At 39.5% G+C, this 20,362-nt stretch carries 11 protein-coding genes; 6 read left to right on the forward strand and 5 right to left on the reverse strand.

The genetic code is table 11. From position 1 onward, the window contains the following. The coding region (locus PLA12_08070; GenBank protein HOQ32455.1) for an aminotransferase class I/II-fold pyridoxal phosphate-dependent enzyme at positions 1 to 1,535 on the reverse strand (1,535 nt) is incomplete at its 3' end. 82 nt (positions 1,536 to 1,617) lie between these two features. On the opposite strand from PLA12_08070, the gene PLA12_08075 reads away from it, so the two are divergent. Next, positions 1,618 to 2,823: a hypothetical protein gene (locus PLA12_08075; GenBank protein ID HOQ32456.1), complete on the forward strand. Its 1,206-nt coding sequence runs from the start codon at positions 1,618 to 1,620 to the stop codon at positions 2,821 to 2,823. Between the two features lie 67 nt (positions 2,824 to 2,890). Then, positions 2,891 to 3,283, forward strand: coding sequence for a peptide chain release factor-like protein (locus PLA12_08080; GenBank protein HOQ32457.1), 393 nt, complete (start codon positions 2,891 to 2,893; stop codon positions 3,281 to 3,283). A gap of 150 nt (positions 3,284 to 3,433) precedes the next feature. On the opposite strand, the gene PLA12_08085 is transcribed toward PLA12_08080, so the two are convergent. Further along, entirely contained in the window at positions 3,434 to 9,289 is a 5,856-nt protein-coding gene (locus tag PLA12_08085; protein ID HOQ32458.1) for an immunoglobulin domain-containing protein, read from the reverse strand. A 256-nt stretch (positions 9,290 to 9,545) separates the two neighbouring features. Between PLA12_08085 and PLA12_08090 the strand changes: the two genes are divergently transcribed. Both PLA12_08090 and PLA12_08095 read left to right on the forward strand, forming a co-directional pair. After that, positions 9,546 to 10,778 carry a hypothetical protein gene (locus PLA12_08090; GenBank protein ID HOQ32459.1) on the forward strand — a complete coding sequence of 411 codons (1,233 nt, stop codon included), beginning with the start codon at positions 9,546 to 9,548 and terminating at the stop codon, positions 10,776 to 10,778. Positions 10,779 to 10,802: 24 nt separating this feature from the next. Beyond that, positions 10,803 to 15,437, forward strand: a complete 4,635-nt coding sequence (locus tag PLA12_08095) for an immunoglobulin domain-containing protein (GenBank protein HOQ32460.1) — start codon at positions 10,803 to 10,805, stop codon at positions 15,435 to 15,437. A gap of 102 nt (positions 15,438 to 15,539) precedes the next feature. On the opposite strand, the gene PLA12_08100 is transcribed toward PLA12_08095, so the two are convergent. Then, positions 15,540 to 16,061 carry an adenine phosphoribosyltransferase gene (locus PLA12_08100; protein ID HOQ32461.1) on the reverse strand — a complete coding sequence of 174 codons (522 nt, stop codon included), beginning with the start codon at positions 16,059 to 16,061 and terminating at the stop codon, positions 15,540 to 15,542. A gap of 26 nt (positions 16,062 to 16,087) precedes the next feature. Then, on the reverse strand, positions 16,088 to 16,936 hold the full coding sequence (locus PLA12_08105; protein HOQ32462.1) for an RNA polymerase sigma factor RpoD/SigA: 849 nt from the start codon (positions 16,934 to 16,936) through the stop codon (positions 16,088 to 16,090). Positions 16,937 to 17,250: 314 nt separating this feature from the next. On the opposite strand from PLA12_08105, the gene PLA12_08110 reads away from it, so the two are divergent. Further along, a complete protein-coding gene (locus PLA12_08110; protein ID HOQ32463.1) occupies positions 17,251 to 18,363 on the forward strand; it encodes a hypothetical protein in 1,113 nt (370 codons plus the stop codon). Positions 18,364 to 18,366: 3 nt separating this feature from the next. Here the strand turns inward: PLA12_08110 and PLA12_08115 are convergent, their stop codons facing one another. Beyond that, positions 18,367 to 19,500, reverse strand: coding sequence for an IMP cyclohydrolase (locus PLA12_08115; GenBank protein ID HOQ32464.1), 1,134 nt, complete (start codon positions 19,498 to 19,500; stop codon positions 18,367 to 18,369). Between the two features lie 89 nt (positions 19,501 to 19,589). Between PLA12_08115 and PLA12_08120 the strand changes: the two genes are divergently transcribed. Beyond that, positions 19,590 to 20,336, forward strand: coding sequence for an RsmE family RNA methyltransferase (locus tag PLA12_08120; protein HOQ32465.1), 747 nt, complete (start codon positions 19,590 to 19,592; stop codon positions 20,334 to 20,336). Positions 20,337 to 20,362 lie beyond the last annotated feature (26 nt).

The following is a 20,362-nucleotide window of genomic DNA, read 5'->3' on the forward strand; positions in this document are numbered from 1 at the left end:
TTCGCAATAGAGCCTATTTTTCGAGAACGATACATTGCCCCTAAAGCATGAGCAGCATCTTCAATTAAGTGTAAATGATACTTATCTGCCACTTTCTGTATTTCATCAAGTTCACAAGGATGTCCTGCAAGGTCTACAGGAATAATGGCTTTCGTTTTTTCTGTAATCTTTTCTTCAATTTGTTGAGGGTCAATATTGTAGGTAAGCGGGTCTACATCTACAAATACAGGCTTTACACCCATATTTAAAAGTGTATTGATGGTGGATACCCAGGTAATAGGTGGTGTTATAACTTCATCGCCCGCTTTTATCCCTGCTTCCACCAAACAGAGATGTATCGCGGCAGTGCAGGAAGAAACGGCAACACCTTCACTTGCTCCAACAGTAGAAGCAAAGTTTTGCTCAAAAGCATGTATATTATGACCTGAGGTTAACCACCCACTCCTCATTGCCTGTATAACAGTTTCTTCCTCGTCTCGACCCATAACGGGTTTCGCTAAGGGAATAAATAAAGGAGCCGTAGGTTCTCCCCCTTCTTGAACAGGAATTTTTTTCAATTTCTTAAATTGCAGCACATTAATATATTTATCAAAAAATGGGTCTTCGTGAGGATATCGTTCTAACCAATCAGAAATTTCCTGTAATGCGTTTTGTATGGTATATTCTGGTTGGAAATGAAATTGTGTGATAAACTTCTGAAACTGCACCCGAAAAGTTCGCAAATCCTCATCATCACGGACCACATCTATTTCGGTTCCATGGACAACCGAAGCAATTTCCTGGGCTAAATCTATAATCTTCTTATTAAGGGAATTATGTCCTATATTAAAAATTTGGTTATGTATTTCATTTTGTTGGGCTTCACACATCAGAGAAATTGCTCGAGCACAATCACGAACATGCAAGAAAGGTCGCCACTGATTACCACCTCCTCGAACTTCTATTCTTTTTTGCCTTTTAGCCGTAGATACCATTTGATTTATAGCCAGGTCAAAACGCATTCGGGGAGAATATCCAAAAAGCGTAGAAAACCGTGCTATGATAGGTGAAAATTTTTCGTGGGCTAATTTTTGCAATTTTTCTTCTGCTTCTCTTTTGGTTTGACTGAAAGTGGATATAGGGTTTGTGGGGCTATCTTCATCAAGCCAGTCTCCAATGCCTTTTCCATATACTGCACATGTAGAAGCAAAGATAAATTTTTTTACGCCTTTTTGACTACTTTGCCGAGCCAATTCAATAGTGCTGTCTACATTCACTTCTCGGGCTGTAATCGGGCAAAGGGCACAGGTAGGGTCATTGGCAAGTCCCGCAAGATGAACCACAACATCCATCTCATTAAAAAGGTCGGGAAACTCCTGCCAATGACGAATATCGCCTTGAATTATTTCTACATCTGTATTTTTTAACCAATCTGCTTCTTCAGGGAAGCCAAAGCACATACGGTCAAATATACGAACTTTATGTCCCTTCTGTAATAATTCATAAGTAACCCAACATCCTAAATATCCAGCACCGCCTGTAACAAGTATTTTCATTATAATTGACTCCCAAATGTAAAAATATTTACTATAATTCTATCACTAAAATATAAAACAATTATAAATTAAAGGAATTGTTATGCGAAACATCGTATTTATTTTTATATTTTTTTGTTTAATTGTTTTCATCAACCAAAATATTTTTTCTCAAGAAAATCCGTGCTTAAAGGAAATTAAAGACTTAGTCCCTTTTGAGGGAATACCCAATCTATTTCAGTTTTGTGATGGGACCCCAGTAAAAACAGTTCAGGATTGGGAAAAACGCAGAAATGAATTAAAAGATATTCTTATGTTTTATGAATACGGACATTTACCACCACCAGCAAAAATAAAAAAATCGGAATTGATTGTTGAAGAAAAATTTTATAACGACAAAGGTATATACAGAGAATATAGCGTCTATTACGGACCCCCTGATTTCAAGTTGGATGTTATGATGTTTTTACCTGTATCTGCAAAAGAAAAACCCTGTCCTGTTATTCTATTTATACCGAAATTCTGGAAGGAGAATGATGATAATAAAGAAATTGCTATGAAATGTATTGACCGTGGTTATGCTCTCTGTCTCTATGATAAAAGTGTCCTGGACGATGACAGTGGGAACAGAGACCAGATGATATACAAACTATATCCCGATTGTGATTGGGGTTCGTTAGGTGTTTGGGGATGGGGTGCTTTACGCGTTCTCGATTTTCTCGAAACGATTCCTGAAGTGAACACAAAACAATTGACATTAACAGGGCATTCGCGTAGGGGCAAAGCCTCTATGTGGGCAAGTGCAAATGATGAACGAATACCATTAGTCATACCTCAATCCAGTGGAACAGGCGGTTGCGGTTCGTATCGAATTGTAGGAAAAGGGTCAGAGACATTAAAAGCCATTACAACAGATGTTGCTCCTTACTGGTTTGTTCCCCGATTAAAAGATTTTATTGATAAAGAAGACCGACTACCTTTCGACCAGCACTTCTTGAAAGCATTAATTGCTCCGCGTGGACAATTATCCCGTGAATCCTTAGGGGATTTATGGGCAAACCCTATGGGGACCCAAGTAATGCATGAATGCACTGTCCCTGTATACCAATTCTTAGGGGTTCCTGAAAATATTGGGATACATTTTAGGGAGGGCGGGCATGCTTTACAACCTTCCGATTGGGATGTTGTTCTTGATTTCTCAGATTATTTCTTCTTTAAAAAGAATCCGCCAAAAGGACTGAATGTCTTACCCTTTAAAAACACTCCGAAACCATCATGGGCTACATCTAATCCGAACCAGAATAAATAGATATTAAGAGTATTTGATAATAAAAAATGGATATAAGACTAAATATCATTTTAATTAAGATGGCAAAATGACACGATTTGGTGTTTCCCCAAAAAAAGAGCAAGAACTTATCCAATGGATGGAACGGTTGGAAATTAAAGAAGAAGATTTAGAAGAAAGATTTATTTCCTCTCGAGGACCTGGTGGACAAAATGTAAACCATACATCCACAGGCGTTTATATAAAACATACTCCTTCAGGTATTGAGGTAAAAGTAGATACATCTCGTTCCCAATCATTAAATCGTTTCTTTGCTCGACGCAGACTTTGCGAATTGATAGAATATCAACGATATGGAAAAGAATCCTCTCTTATAAAAAAAATAAATAAAGAGAAAAAGCAAAAACAAAGAAGAAATAGGCGCTCAAGAAAAAAATACCTTAAAACAGAACCATCAGAAAAAATAGACCCATCAGATTAGTAGTGTTAATTGTTTGATTAACAAGACATAAGTAATATAACAGAACAGAAAATCTTTTTCTCTATTAAATCAGTTACTTTGCAACACTATCTTGTTTTAGCAAAAGCCATCTCTGGGGAGTAAAGATACTCCCCAGAAATTTCTTAAAAATTATACTTTTACTTTACCATGCCTAATCCAGAAGAATAATGCAATAACAGTTATGACTGTAAAAGCAATGCTGAATACATTAACTAATGGTATCCCTTTTTCAACATTTAACATGACCTGATTAGAGGAAACCGTCTCACGAACATCGGTAACTTCTACCCAGTATAAACCTGCATCATCCGAACTTACTTCTGCGATTTCTAATATAGGTGAATCTGTTCCAATATTTTGAATTTCCTTACCTTTTCCTAACGGCTGGAATTTCCATTGATAGTGTAGTTCAACTAAGCCACCTGTAACTTCTACTTCAAATCGCCATGTATCGCCTTCACTCGCTGTGCCACCTGTAGGCTGTTGGAGAAATTCTGCATGAGAACCAATCACAACCCGTGCTTGTTCTGATTGGACGGTATCTTTCTCATCACGAACTTCAACCCAGTAATTACCCGTCAATGATGGATCTAATTGAGGTGAAATATAAATCGCATCAGTATTTGTACCGGGAGCAGGTTCTGCGTCACGATACCATGTATATTGTTTATTTCCGAAGCCATCGGTTGTTTGAACACTTAATTGGAAATTCGGAGCTTCACCTATATACATTAATACTTCCTGGGGCTGCTGCGTAATCGCCAAATCTTCACCTACATATACCTGACAAATGTTGGATTGTAATCCTTCGCGTTCATCAAGCACATGCACATAATACAACCCTGTATTGGTAGTTGTAGGATTGCCTAAATCAATCGTTGGAGAATTCTCATTTATTTGGACATATCCACTACCATCATCGAACCACCATTCATAATTAAGATTACCCAATCCACCTGACAGTGAAACAGATAAAGTCAATGGCTCATTATACGGCGCGTATTTTACCGCAGGCAGGTTGTTAACAAACTGCATATGTTCTGCAATTACTAATTCTGCTGTATCGGAGTTGATATTATTCTCCGGCACATCATCACTGACTACGCAGTAGTAAGTACCGGAGGCATCTGTAGTTAATGGAGCAATGATATAAGAGGATTGGTTATTAACACCCGGTGCAGGTTGACTATCCTTCATCCACAGGTAACGGATAGTACCATATCCACCACTTACACTGACCTGAAGTGTATGAGAAGTATATTCGCCCACATACACACGCAAGCCAGTTGGTTGAGATGTAATAGTAAGTGGGTCATCCACTATCATTAAGAACACCGCCTCAGAAGTTACACTATCCGTGCCACTATCTTCTATTACTACATCGTAGAAATCTTCATCCGTCTCGCTCAAGTTGTTAAGTGTGAGCATATTTCCACCGGGTTGTTGCTCTGGAGGTAAATTGCCAATACTGGCTCTACGCCATGTATATGTGATAGGTAGAATACCACCATTGATTTCGACAGTAAATTGCACATTTTGTCCCGGATTACGAACAGCGTTTTGCGGCTGCACAGTTATGGTAAGATGTGGCACTACGCTTAATGTCCCTGCTTGAGATACTTTACTTTCCCCATTGCCATCGTTATCTGTCACCACACAACGATAAATACCACTTTCATTATTAGTAGGTGAAGAGACAGTTAATGTACTTGTATCTACGCCTGAAAATGGAGAGGTATTACTTAACGCCTCGCCTCCGTCTAAAATACCGTTATTATTCAGGTCTTTGAACCACTGATACCGATATGGCGTTACTCCACCACTTGCAAGGACAGTTAATTGGACATTCGGTGTCCCTTCATACACTGTAGTCTGACTTGCAGGACCATACACCGCTAACGGGTCGTTTACGGTAATCTGTACGGTATTGGATACCGTCTGCCCATAAGGAATTATACCGAGTTCGTCTGTGATAACGACATCATATTCGCCATTATCTTCGGGACCGGCAGGTGAGAGGTCTAAGTAGGGTAAGTTGGGAGCACCTAACGATACGCCGCCTTTCCGCCAGTCGTAGGATAGAACTCCTTTACCTCCTGTCGCATTTGTAGTTATTAACAGGCTTTGTCCTGTTGTATAATTGCCACCAACAGGTTGTAAAGTAATAGATACAGGGGCGTAAATAATCACACTTGTATTATTATCGCTCAATTCCGTATGTGTGCTATCCGTAACTTCAACTGTATAAATACCTGCATCCGTGAGGGTGGCCGGATTTATGGTCAAAGACGGCGAAGTAGTAATTGCTACTTGCCCTCCATTTTTTAACCAACGATAGGACTTACTCCCTGTTCCACCAATGACCTGTGCATTGATATTAAAGGATGCCCCTTGATAAGTTTCTACAACTGTTGGGTTGAGTGTAATGTCCATACCCACTTTAAAAGAAACATTAATTCCTTCCGGCACTGTAGTTGTCCAGATATTTCCATCAGGAATTGTGCCAAGATTATACGTAGATGAACCATCTACATAAAGTTCTACTTCATGAGCATCTGCTCCGCCATTGTTAACAAGAAAAACTTGTTTAAAATCTTTGAAAGGCGAATTTGAACCTGAAAGAACAACCATTTCGACTAAGTCAACGCCCGGAGTAACTACTTGCGATTTATTCCAGAAATTAGACAATGTAAAACCACCTGTAGCAGGGCCATTAACTAATTGCGGAATTAATGGAGACTGTATTAATAGATTGTAAGGAGCAGGTGCTTTCAAAACCGTGTCATTTGTCGTGTTTCCTGACAAAATATCGTCTGAAAACACAGGATAGTTAGGTGTTCTCATATTTGATATATGAGTAAAACGGCCTATAATGTTGGAACTGGAATCGGAAGTATGATTTTCACAAATAATAGTCCCTGAAGAAGATAAAATAATACTACCGTGTAGTTTTACCATACCCGGTGTGCCTAATCCTCCGTTACCACCTGCACCGGAAGAGCCACTCTGTCCTCCTGAACCGCCAATTCCACCACGACCACCACGAGCACCAGCACCACCAGGACCGCCCCATGTTGTTATTGGGAAACACCATGCTACTGTATTTGCATAATAACCTTGAGTTCCCCCATTTCCTCCTGCTCCCCAGCCCCAATTATCGCATGGGTCTATACCTCCTGAACCCGCATTGGGAGGAATAATAGAACCTCCATTGCCGGGAGCAGATGAGGAAATATTGGTTTGTCCTCCAAATTGAAGAAGACCTCTTGCAGAAAGGACAGCAACACCACCGCCATTTCCACCTTGTCCACCGTCGCGGGCTTTACTTGCTGTTCCACCGTTTCCGCCTGCACCACCAGAACCACCAGCACCTCCATATCCACCTGCTCCTCCAAACCCATCTACTCCAGAACCTCCACAATTATGACATGGTGTATTCCATGCTGCGCCACCTCCGCCACCACTACCGCCACTACCGCCACCTCCTCCTTTTCCACCACCTTGTCCTCCACCACCGCCACCTCCTCCGCCTCCTCCGCCTCCTCCAGAACCTCCTGCCAGAGACAAATTATCTGCAGATGCAATAAAAGAGCCGTTTCCACCAGAAGAACCATTTTGCCCGCTATTCCCGGGAGCTCCTACCGTAGCATTTCCACCATTGCCACCTTCCGTACCATTACCACCAGGACCACCATTATTACACAATACTACACCTGAACCGCCTCCGGGTGAACCTCCATTGCCCGCAGAACCACCATTTGACCATACTGCGGAAGCACCTCCAGCCTCACCTCTGGAACCACCGGTTCCACCGGAACCCATTCCACCAAAACCTGCTTGTCCTGTTGAACCTGCAACACCCGGTTGACCTCCTGAACCTTGATAACCAGAACCGCCCGCAGTACCTCCATAACTTGTCCCGGCCTGTCCATTACCCCCATTGGTATAATCCCCCCCTGCACCACCCGGGGCTGCTCCTGCTCCACTACCATAGGCTGTACCTCCACTACCTCCAGAACCACCATTCCCCCCTGTACCACCTGCTCCACCAACACCACCTCCTGCCCGTCCGGGGACCGTACCAGAAACATCTAAAGTAGTATTCCATGTTATATCTTTAGTAGCACAAATAACTAAAGGATTTGTTCCAGATACATTGACCGTAACACCGGAGGGAACATATATATTCTGAAAATTAAATTTTCCTACATAATTTCCACCACCTATGTCTAACAATTGTCCTTGAATCATAGGACCTGAATTAATGCGATAAAATGGCTGATTTGTATTAGTTCCTGTGTAAAGGGTAAGACTGTCTCCTGAATTTAATTCTAAATTTCCTAAAGTCCCATTACTAAGGTAAATATCTGTTGATGAAAATTGGGGAAGTTTAAAATAATAATTCGGATAAGAGCCTCCTTGATTGGGGTTTCCCGCTGTATCTGTACAACAACTTCCGGGTATTGTAATCGTAACAAATATATCTGAAGCACGGGAGACTGTTATCCCAAAATTATATGTTGCACCATTTCCCGAAAAATCTGTTACCTGAGCGATACCACTACCGGATACAGATAACTGAATATCACTCGAAGTAAAACCCGTTACAGGTTCACTAAAAGTTGCCGTAAAACTCGCATAAGTAGTTTCATTGGGCTGAGAAGTATTCGTGGTTATTAACACGGTAGGAGATGTAGTGTCAATCGTATAGGATTCGCCAGCAGTATAGTTTCCATTTCCCTGACCAAAATTTACACCTAAAGCATTACCCAGAACACGCCAATTTAAATCATACACCGTGTCTCGGTCAATAAAATCAATACTTATATCACCACTACCTGTTCCCCGATTAATTGTTACTGTGCGCGTGCTATCACTACCAGAAACAGATAAGATAGATGCACCACTGAAACCGGCGCCATCTATAACAAAATCGTCTACTGTAACATTCAAAACAGGTTCCGTAAAGGTTACAATAAACTCCAAGGTTGTTGCATTTGTAGGATTTGGAGCCAATGGGTTACGTGCAATAGAAGCGACATAAGGAGGTGTGGTATCCATAAGCCAATTAGCAAAAAATTGATAAAGAGCATGTCCACATAAATCACGATATCCTGTTGTATTCAAATGTATTGGATCATTTCCATTATTTGCAAGAGCCGCACGGGCAGTCGGATATTCAATCAAACCGCCCGGGAAAGGAATATAATTAGGCGGGTCTCCGGGTATAGGACTGGTATTACTAGCAAACGGCGGACGGTAAACAGGTCCTGCATCCCAAAAGCCAGGATGTCCATATCGATAATGTTGTAAACCAAAGTTATGGATATATGCCACCCGATTACGAGTACTTGCGATATTCCTTTTCCGCCAGCCCAACTCCACAAAAGCAGAATTTAATTCACTTGGTGATGGATTATTTAAGTTAGCCTGCATCAGCATAGCCGCTTGATTCCCGGCTAAGGCTAATTCCCAGACATTGACGAAATCATAATCCACTAAACCAACTTTAATGTCAGGACGAAGTGAAAGTATATAATCAACAACTGTCACTAAATCCGTTTCAATTTCATCAAACACATCATTATTGGGTCCAGGCTGGGGTTGCATACCATTCTTCCATTTCCATAAAAGGTCATTACCTCCTAAACTTAAATGAACTATGTCAATGGTTGGATTATTCATAATGGCATTGTAAAGAGAATAAGTACGGACTGGATTGTTATTATCCCGTGGATTTGGCCAATCATCTGCAAAATGTTCTGCCATTGTTCCACCTATAGCAACCTTGTCCCCTTGAACACTCCATTCCCCTAATCCGTAGTAATTCAACACATAGGGCCAAATAGAGTCATTCCAAACAATCTCTGCCCAGCTATCTCCAACAATTAAAATACGCTGCGTTGCAGAGTGTGAAAAAGAAGTAATTCCTAACAATAAAACGGATAAGAATATTAAACGAGCAAAACTTTTGTTGGAATACATACTCATTCTCCTGCAGTTCAAAATTTCCTTCTTTCTTTGTTCTATATATACTTTAACATAAATTGTTACAAAAAAATTCATGAATAAAATTTCTATTATTCTTCTTTTGACAAATAATAATATTTTTTATCAAATTTTCTATCAAAACTATTGATTTTTATATAAAAGATTACTATAATATTAATAGATTAGTTTCTTTACTAATATAAAGGTAAAGATATGAATATAAAGGCTGATACATTTAAGGAGGAAGGCAATGAAAAGGTTTTATCATCTCAAATCTTTTTTTATTCTTATGCTGGCGATATTTGCTGTTGTAAATGGGCATGCTCAAACAGCAAGAATACTCATGGTAGGTGACGATTGGGCAGAAAAAATTTTAGATTATAATGTTTGGGGTAATATTTTAAATTATTATGGTTTTAGTGATGTATCTGTAATTGGAGATACAACAGCCGTTAGCGGCACAAGTGCAGCGGATTGGGCAAACAACATACCTAATCCAAAAGATGGAAACATGCCTATACGAACTTATTCTCTCCAGAATGCACTGTTAAACAACCCCACAGCAGATATTGTTTATTTATCACTCGGTCTTAATGATATATTAAAGAATTGGAAACGAGGGATGTTACCTCAACCCGGGGGTAACGATGATATATTCGATATGATCCAGCAAAATATTCAAAGCGTGGTAGACTACATCTTAACAATTCGACCTGATGTCAGAATTGCGTTAGCAGATTATGATTATATCAATATTTATGAACTCGCTTTTGAAGGGATTGAATCCGCACAGGAATTGTACATACAAATGGACTATCCCTCACCACTACAACTGAATCAGGCATTTTATGAATTAGGTTTAAGGAAAATACTTATCTCTGCAACTCGATATAGGACAGAATACATCCATAGTTTTGGTTTACAACAATATTGGTATGGGCATAATGGATATTATCTTAAAGATACAACCGTTGGTGAAGGAGAAAATTTTACAGATATCTTTTTTCCTCCCTTCCCAATGAACACGACTCCTTATCCGGGTTATCCTCCTTCATACGCTCCCCTTCCCGGTGGAGACATAAATTATCCCTCTCCAATATCTGCCATGGGAGATAACGGAACAGACCCCATTCATTTGAATGAAGAAGGATATAGAATAATATTTGAAAACTCCCTGTTCCAGCATATTTTTTATTGGTTGATAGATATAACTCCTCCTATTGTAGTTTCCATTAAAAGAAACCCAACTGCTTCAAATCCAACGCGAAATTCTACATTAGAATTTATTGTTACATTTAGTGAACCTGTATCTACGGTTACTCCTGCTGATTTTACGATAGATGCTCCCGGATTTACCGGTGCTTCCATTGTATCGGTTACAGGAAGTGGAACTACAAGAACTGTAACCGTTAATCGCGGAACAGGTAATGGTAATTTTAGCATTGATTTTTTAGATAGAGATACCATTGTTGATGATACTTAGAGAATATTAGGAAATAACTTAGGAGTGATATTTGGAAGTGGAAATGGAAATTATACTGCAGGAGAATATTATACAGTAGATACTTCTCGACCACTTGTTCAAATCACACCTACAATCCCATCACCTACAACAAATGATTATACAATCTTTTCTGTAGAATTTACCGAACCTGTAAAAGGGTTTACTGCGGAAGATATTACATTAACAACATCAGGAAACGGGTCTGCACAAGTAACAAATTTTTCGGGCAGTGGAGCCAATTATATCTTTCATCTTAATGTAAACCGCAGTTCTGACTTCTATGTGAATGTTATTATTAATGCAGGGGTTTGTACGGACCTTGTAGGAAATACCAATTATGGAGAAACATATTCAAATTATTTATTTCAGGAGCCAGCTTTTACAATCAATGAACTTTATAGAAGTAATGGTAAACTTGGAGATTTAATTTTAAATTCGGGAGATATACTAACAATTTATACAGGAGATCAAATATATCAACCTTTCTATAGAGTAAATGGAGGACTTGCAATTTCTGGTCGTTCTGTTGATATTGGAGGAGGGGATTATGCTGGAAAATTGGACTTTCAATCCATCTATGTGCCTTCTGGAGTTACAGTAAATGTGTCTGGAACAAATCCATTGGTTATATCTGCCACAAAAGACATTACATGGAATACGACATTGGATGTTTCAGGAACTGTTCCGGGTAGGGCTGGTGGAGGAACTGGCGGTAGTGGTGGTTCCGGTGGAGCAGGCGGGACAGGTGGAGCAGGTGGCTCTAACGGTGGTTATGGAGGAGCTGAAGCGGCAGGTGGAGCGGGAGGAAATGATAGTAATGGTGGAAATGGTCAAAATGGAACTTCTAATCCTGGAACTGCTGGTGAATCAGGTTTTGCTGGTAATCCAGGAGAAGCAGGTGCAAATGGTCCCAATGGTCAATTAGGCTTCGGTCGGCAAGGTACTGCAGGAAGTGGAGGAACAGGAGGTACGGCGGGAGGACCTTCTTCACAGTTGGCAAATGGAGGTAGTGCAGGAAGTGGTGGCTCTATTGGAACAGGAAGTTCAGCCCAAAATTGTGCAAGTGCACCTACTGGTGGAAGTGGAGGAAACGGTTCTAATGGAGGTAATGCCACTATCACGGGTGCCAGTGGTCTTTCAGGCGGGAATGGAAGCAATGGCACTCATGCAGAGTTTACAGCTCCTGCAAACAATCTAAATCTTGCTGCTGGTAATGGTGGAGGTGCTGGCGGTGGTGGCGGCGGCGGTGGTGGCGGACAAGGGGGCGGACAAGGGGGTGGAGGTGGTAGTGGTGGCAGTGGTGGTGGCGGTGGGATGGCAAGAACAAACACATGTAGTCAATGTGGAACATCTCAAAATGGTTACGGAGGATTTGGTGGTGCTGGTGGTGCAGGTGGCAGGGGAGGAGCAGGTGGACAAGGTGGAACTGCAAGTAAAGGTAGTAATGGAGGACAAGGCGGAAATGGAGGAGGATGTATAGTTCTTGCTGCTCGTGGTCTATTAAATTTTGGAGGGGTTATTGATATTTCAGCAGGTCCTCCACAAAATGGAGGTGCTGTTGTTCCATCAAATCCCGGTTCCTCTGGTATAAACCCAGGTAATAACTGGGATACAGGCGGGAATGGTTTTCCTGGTGGTTCGGGCATTTATGGCTTTCTATACGGTGCAACTTGCTATCCTATCACAGTATTAGGTGGTAATGGAGGAAATGGAGGAAGAGGTGGTGCTGGTGGAGTAGGTAGTTCGGGTGGCGCCAGTGGCTTATCCGGTGCTGGTGGTAATGGAGGGCGTGGAACACCAGGTATGGTTAAACTGCATGGAACTATTGTCTTTGCGGGAACAGGTTCAATTGCATGCAACAACTACACAACTTTAACAGACAATATTTATCGAGGGAGATTTACTTCTATATCGAACATGGCAACTCCGCAAAATCCTGCGTTTCTGGATAATATCCTCTTTGGAATCGCACGAAATCTTACTGTATTGCAAGCCCCAAAACCTTATGACCCCACAGAAATGGGATACCTTATCCCACAATTAATCGGCGGTCCTGCTTCTGGAGGCTTTACAGAGCCTGATTTCTGGAATAAAAGTCTGGTTGTTACACCTAAAAATGATTTGGTTGAACTTGTTGTGTTAGAAGGAAGCAATTCTATATTTAACTTAGTAAAACAAATATTTATTGTCAATAATGGAGGTGCCGATGCTAACGATGTGGTGCTGAATGTAAGTGGAGAAAATCCATATCTCATTGGGACCATACCCGATGGTGCAATATGGACAACAACAATTCCAAATTCAAGAACGGCTTCTATTAAAGTTGGCATGGACATTACTATTTCTCCTCAAAATACAGAAATACATACAGGAGACACTTTAACACTTAATGCCCAGGTAGTCGGTGGAACAGGAAACAAATCTTATCGCTGGCTGAAAGATGGGCAAGAAGTAGCCATTACGGCTGTCCCCTTCTTATATATATATAATGTTACTACTCAACACACAGGTGTTTATACTGTAGAGGTCACAGATAGCACCCACACAGAAAGTAGTGATAATTCCTCTACTGTGGTTGTTTATCCCGCTGTTAATATTGTTCAATCACCTATGGGTGGTATGTTTAACAAAGGTGATAATCTTGTTCTTTCGGTCAAAGCAACAGGTGGAAAAGGAAAATTGCATTATGTATGGAAAAGGAATAATACAAGTTTATCTGCTCCTGATATGCCCTATTTACTACTTTCGCCGGCAGGACCTGAAGATAGCGGTAGTTATTCTGTTGAAGTGTATGATGAAATAGGCACCGCACCTTTTGGACGCGTGGAAACAGGAAGTATTGAAATATTCGTTCAAAATACATTGAGCGTTCATGGTCCTTGTCCCGTTTGGGTATATGAGGGAACGGTTGCAGTTCCACTTGTAGTTATACCCAGTGGAGGAACCCCTGGATATCATTATCAATGGTTTAAGGATGAAAATAATAATGGTGAATTGGATACAGGTGAAGCATTAACAAATTCAGTAAAATATAATGGAGTAGATACGAATACTTTAACAATAAATAATATTTTGCTAAACGATACGGGGATATATCGTTGTGCTGTAACTGATAATGATGGGACAGGGACAACTATAATATCACCATCAGGGTATTTACATGTTCAGGAAGAACTTACCATTATATTACATCCTGAATCAACAGTCCGTAATCCGGGACAATCTGTGCTTTTCCGAGTAGAAACATCCGGAGGAATACAACCTTTGGTCTACAAATGGTATGGAAATAGTCAAGGTTTATTAAAAACTGCTTTACAACCTTCAGGGAAAGAACTTGCTCTCTCCAATTTAACCGAAACAAATGAAGACCTTTATTTTGTCCAGATACAAGATGCAGGATATAGAACTGTAATATCTAACAATGCGCAACTTATTATAGTTGATAATCCTCTAACAATTACGACCCATCCCGTAGGGATACATGCCTATACAGATGAATTTCCTACATATACTTTATCTGTTGGAACGGAAGGTGGATATGGAACTATTCAATTTCTCTGGTTACGAAATGGAGAACCTGCCCCTGGAATCAATAATCAACCTGATTATGTGTTTTCACCTTTAGCACCTGAACTTTCTGGAATATACACCTGTCAGGTTTGGGATGAAGTACCGGATAATACTTTGGTTACGGATGAGGCTGAAATTCTTTTCGCGGAACATATGACTTACACAAAGAATTTAGAGCCTGTTATTTTTGCCCCGTATAACGAATCTCTTACGCTTTCTGTGTCGTTAAATGGTGGCATGGGCAACTTAAGTTATCAATGGTGGTATAACAAAGGAAATGGAGCCACAGAAATAGGGGCAAATACTACAGTTCTTGAATTAGGTTATCCGACCAAAGAACAAGACGGCGAATATTACATAATTTCTCAAGATGAACGGGAATCTCTGCAATCAAATGTATGCAGAGTTTATGCGGGTGAAAATCTTGCAATTACTCAGCACCCGTCTAATGTAATGTTATATACCGATGAAGCAGAACATTTCGAATTAAATGTTGAAACGACAGATGGCTTTGGAACAAGACAATATACATGGTATAAAGATGAAGAAATCGTCCTCGAAGAAAACACCTCTCCTCTTTATGTATCTCCGACGCTTGAAGAATCATTATCGGGAGATTATTATGTTCGGGTAAGAGATGCTAAAGACACATTATTATCTAATATCGCTCATGTATTGATAGGGCAACGAATCACAATCACCCTTCAACCACAAGGTGGTTCTATCACAGAGGGAGATACATGGACTTTCTCTGTTGCCATAACAGGAGGTTTAGGAGATATCCATTATCAATGGAAATATCAACCTAATAATAGTACAGAAATATATAACATTGGAGATGATGCTCCCCAATTTATTATTAATGACGCTGCGTTAGAAGACGCCGGTACTTACTGGGTTGAGATAAGTGATAATAAATCGGTAATTACTTCTAATTATTGTTCGCTTACTGTATCAAAGGCTATCCCTGCCTATAACATTGGTTATCTTGGAATACTCATCTTGTTAATCGGTATCATATCTTCTATTTTTATATCACGGAGAAATTTGCATAAACAATCACGCTGATTATTAAAAAATTGTAAAAACATTTTTAAGAGTATTTTTAAATAGAAAGAGTAAAGATTGATAACAAAAGAGGATTGTATTTTTAGTGATTAAAAATACATATTAAATATCGTCGAATTGGACTAAAGAGAAAATGGGGAGAGGTTGAAGTATCTCTCGTCCTTTGAGTGCTGGCAATTCGACAACGAAAGCGGCTTCTATTGGAACTGCCTTTAGTTGCTCCACTAATTTTATTACAGCAGAAACGGTTCCTCCCGTTGCAAGTAAATCATCTACAATAACTACTCTTTGTCCTTCTTTTAATGCATCTACATGCATCTCAATTGTATCCCAACCGTATTCTAAAGCAAAACTTTCAGTAATTTTTTCTGCAGGGAGTTTTCCCTTCTTTCGTGCTAAAACTAAAGGGCATTTCAAGTTGTATGCAATTGCAGAACCGAAAATAAAACCTCTGGATTCTACTGCTACGATAGCATCTATATCTAAAGATTTATAACGATTGACAAAACAATTAATTGTGTATTGGAATGCCTGCGGATTGAGTAGGAGCGTCGTGATATCCTTAAACTGAATTCCGGGTTTAGGGAAATCGGGGACATTTCGAATAACACTTTTTAAATCCATAGTTTTCTTTTCCTTTAAGGTTTGCATTAAAAAAGTTCTTTATGTTCTTCAACATAATTACGTAAAAATCGCAAAGCCAACCGTTCCAGTTGTCGAACTCGTTCACGGGTCATATTTAACGCTTTGCCTGTCTCTGCTAATGTATAGGGTCTTCCATCAATAAGCCCATAACGGTAACGGATAATCTTTGCTTCAGTCTCAGGTAAAAGATTAATAAGAAATTCAAGGTCATTTTCTTTTTCCACATCCGGTGCGAAACTATCTGTTCTCAATGCGGCATGAGACCTTAGAATTGAAGAGGATTCTTCATCAACATCAATTGTTTGAATGAAATCAAAGGACATTACAGAATCGAGGTAAATCTGAAGTTGTTCTGCTTCATCAAGGGTTATATTTAAGAGTTTTGATATTTCCTGAACAGAGGGGCGAGAACCTGTTTTTATAAAGTGTTCTTCTAATGCTTTTCGATACCTTGCTAAACTTTCATTTAAATAAACGGGAACACGAACTGTCCTACTTTGATTGGAAAGTGCCCTTGTAATTGCCTGACGAATCCACCATGTGGCATAGGTTGAAAATTTTGTTCCGCGTCGTGGGTCAAAATTTTCAACCGCCTTCATCAATCCTATATTCCCTTCCGCTATCAGGTCTAATAGAGACACACCATAATAAATGTATTTTTTTGCAATACTAACAACCAAACGCAAATTGGATAATATAAGTTTTCGTCGTGCTTTTCCATCCCCTTTTTGAATACGAAAAGCCAGCCGTCTCTCTTCTTCCGTACTTAGAAGAGGAATTTTAGAAATCTCTGCAATATATGTATATAATCCTCTTTCTAAAAAAGGATTTTTTATGAAGTCCTTATCTTCCACCTCTTTCTACCCTTAATCAAAGTTTGATTTAATTGTAAGGCAGATACTCTATAATATACATATTTTTCAAACAAATTAAAAATACAATTCACTCCTTATATCGTCATTTTTAATTACCATCTTTATTCCATTTGTCCTAATAACTAAATACATTTTGCTTTTACAAATATTCCATATTCTATAACTTTTTTATTCATTAATTTTCTAATTCATTACATTATAGCAAGATAAAGGGAAAAAATTTCTTGTTCTGCAGGTGAAGTTTTTAGTATAAAATTGTTTATAATGGAGACTAAATTATAAGGTAATATTATATGAAGAAAATAAAATTTTCATTGTTTGTGTGGTTCATTATCTTTTTATTCTCTACATCTTACATTTATTCACAACCTTCTGCTATCCCTAAATTTTCTAAAAAAGCAAAACTCCTTTTCCCGAATAGTGATTTTGAACATGGAAATTTGGATAATTGGCGTGCTTTTGGAAAAGCCTTTTTAAATCAACCTACTTACGGAGATAATGTTCTCGCACGGGAATCTCCTAAATGTGCACTTCCTCAGGGTTCCTGGTGGGTGGGTTCGTATGAGAATTATCAAGGATTACCGGGACAAAAAGCAGGTGATGCTCAAAAGAATGATGCCGTTGGAGAGTTAATATCTCAAACTTTTACTATCACAACTCCCTATATTGGCTTCCTTATAAGTGGCGGGTCAAAGAAAACAACAGCTGTTCGACTGATTGTAAATGGGGCTGTAGTCCGAGAGACCTCAGGGCAAAACAATCCACTTTTAGTTCGTGAATTCTGGGATGTGAAAGAGTTTCTCAATCAACCTGCGATAATTTCCATAATAGACAACGATAAAGGAGCATGGGGATGTATTAATGCCGACGATTTTCGGGGTTATTCAGTTCCCGACAATATGTTGCTATTTCCTAACAGTGATTTTGAAATGGGTAATCTCGAACACTGGAAGGCTGAAGGTTCAGCCTTTGAAAGACAACCGACTTTAGGAGACAACCCTTCTGCTCGGGAATCGGGGAAACATTCAAATCATCAAGGGAAATACTGGATAGGAACCTATGAATTATATCAAGGGAAACCGGGAGAGGAACCCGGAATGGTAAGGAAAGATGTGGCTTTTGGTTCTTTGCGTTCTGAACCTTTCAAAATACGCGGTTACGCTATTCGCTTTCTTTTAGGTGGAGGGAAAGTTTCAGGATTGGAAGTCCGTCTTTATGTGAATGGTAAAGTAGTAAGGTCTTCGAAAAATACTGAAAACCGAGAGGATATGCAATTTGTAGTATGGAATGTTGCTGAATTTAAGGGGGAAAATGCAGAAATAGAAATAATTGACGATACCATGGATGCATGGGGACATATTAATGTAGATGATTTCAGATATGTTCGTTTATTAGATGATTTATAAAAATTAATGATGTGAGAAACAGCGTTCACCCGTGAATAACATTGCTACACCAGATTTATTTGCCGTTTCGATTACATCATAATCGCTTACACTGCCTCCAGGTTGAAGAAATGCAGTTATACCTACACGAATAGCCATTTCAACGGCATCTGGGAATGGGAAGAAACCATCCGAGGCAAGAACGGCTCCTTCGAGCGTTTCATTCCCTTTATATTTCTTTTGAACCTTTTCAATAGCCTGTTCAACAGCACCAACACGGTCTTGTTGTCCTGTTCCAACCGCAAGTGTTTGACCATTTTTCACTATCACAACGCCATTAGAACGAACATGAATATTCACATACCAGGCAAACAAAAGGTCCTCTAATTCTCTTTGAGAGGGGGTAACCGAGCTTTCGATTTTTCCCTTTTTGGGATGTTCTGTATGGGCTTTTATAAAGTCTGCAGGACTTTTTATTTTTGTCAAATAGGGTTGTGCTAATACAATACTCCCATCATCAAATACCTTCATTTCCCATGTATAAATATCATCACCTATATATTTAGGTAAGCGGTCCAGAGAGGGAACCTGGATTATGCGTATCTCTTTATTTCGTCTATATTTTTCAAAATTATTAAAAACAGATAATGCCTCATTTGTAAAATGGGGAGCAGAAACTCCTTCAATAACTGTCTGCATAATCTCATCTGCTGTTGCCTCGTCTACTTCCGTATTAAAAGCGACAACACCTCCAAAGGCAGCCTGAGGGTCTGCATCTCGTGCACGACGATATACATCCGCCAGAGTTTGTCCCTCTTGTTGTATAGCAACGCCCGAAGGATTACAGTGTTTCATTACCGCACATGCAGGCTTATTTAAGAATTTTAAAATACCAAAGGCATGATGGAGGTCTTCCAAATTGGTCTGAGACAATCCACTCTTGCCTGTCTTTAATATTTGATAGGCACCCAAAAATACTTTATCCCCTTCCAGAGGACGATAAAAAGCAGAGGGTTGGTGCGGATTTGTCCCGTAACGCAGGTCTTCCACTTTGACCCATCGTTTTCCCATAATATCTATGGTTTCCGGAAAGGAACCTTCTACTTTAGTTCGATACATTGATTTCAGGTCATTTTTTTTCATATCTTTATCCATCATGATTACTCCCCAAGTTTGAAATCAGTAACATTTTAACATACACTCTTAAAACATGAAAAATTGACAACATATCGTAAGGGTTTATATTTATGCCTCATTTGTTTTATTTTGTTGTTCCTTCGGCAACGCCTAAAGAAGGTGAGGTTATATTACAAGGAGAAGAAGCCCATCATGCTATCCGTGTTGTTAGAATAAAAGTTGGAGAACCCATTGCATTTATTGATGGTATGGGAAGTAAGTGGCTTGGTGAAGTAGCCCATATTTCTAAGAACACACTCACAGCAAAAATAAGACATTACCAATATATCCCTCAAGAAGAAAAGAAACTTTCTCTCATTATAGGCGGGCTTCACCGAGATAGTGCAATAGAAACTATTCTCAATTATGGAACAGAATTAGGTGTTTCCGAGTTTCGTTTCTTTCAGGCTGAGCGTTCTACGCGACCGCTTCGTCTATTAGACAAACAGAAAAAATGGATAATACAGGCATGCAAAACCACAGGAAGGGAATGGTTCCCTAATTTAGGTATATATAAAAATTTAGAAACAGCCATCATCGATTTTCAAGGGGTGCTTTTAATGGCTGTGATACAACCTTATTCAGTTCCCATTGAACAGGTAAATAATGTATCAAACTGTGGATTGATTATTGGTCCTGAAGGTGACTTGTCCGATGAGGAAATTAAAATAGCAAAAAAGCATGGAGCCATTGCTATTCATTTAGGCCCGAATATTTACCGCAGTGAATTGTCTGCTTTATTAGGTTCCATTCTTATCATGCAACAGCAAAAACGATTTAAAAGATTACCCCAGAAAGATTTTTCATTTGAACAGTAGCACTCTTTTTTAGCAAAATAAAAAAA

It is taken from the genome of Candidatus Hydrogenedens sp., from assembly GCA_035378955.1.
Lineage (GTDB): Bacteria > Hydrogenedentota > Hydrogenedentia > Hydrogenedentales > Hydrogenedentaceae > Hydrogenedens.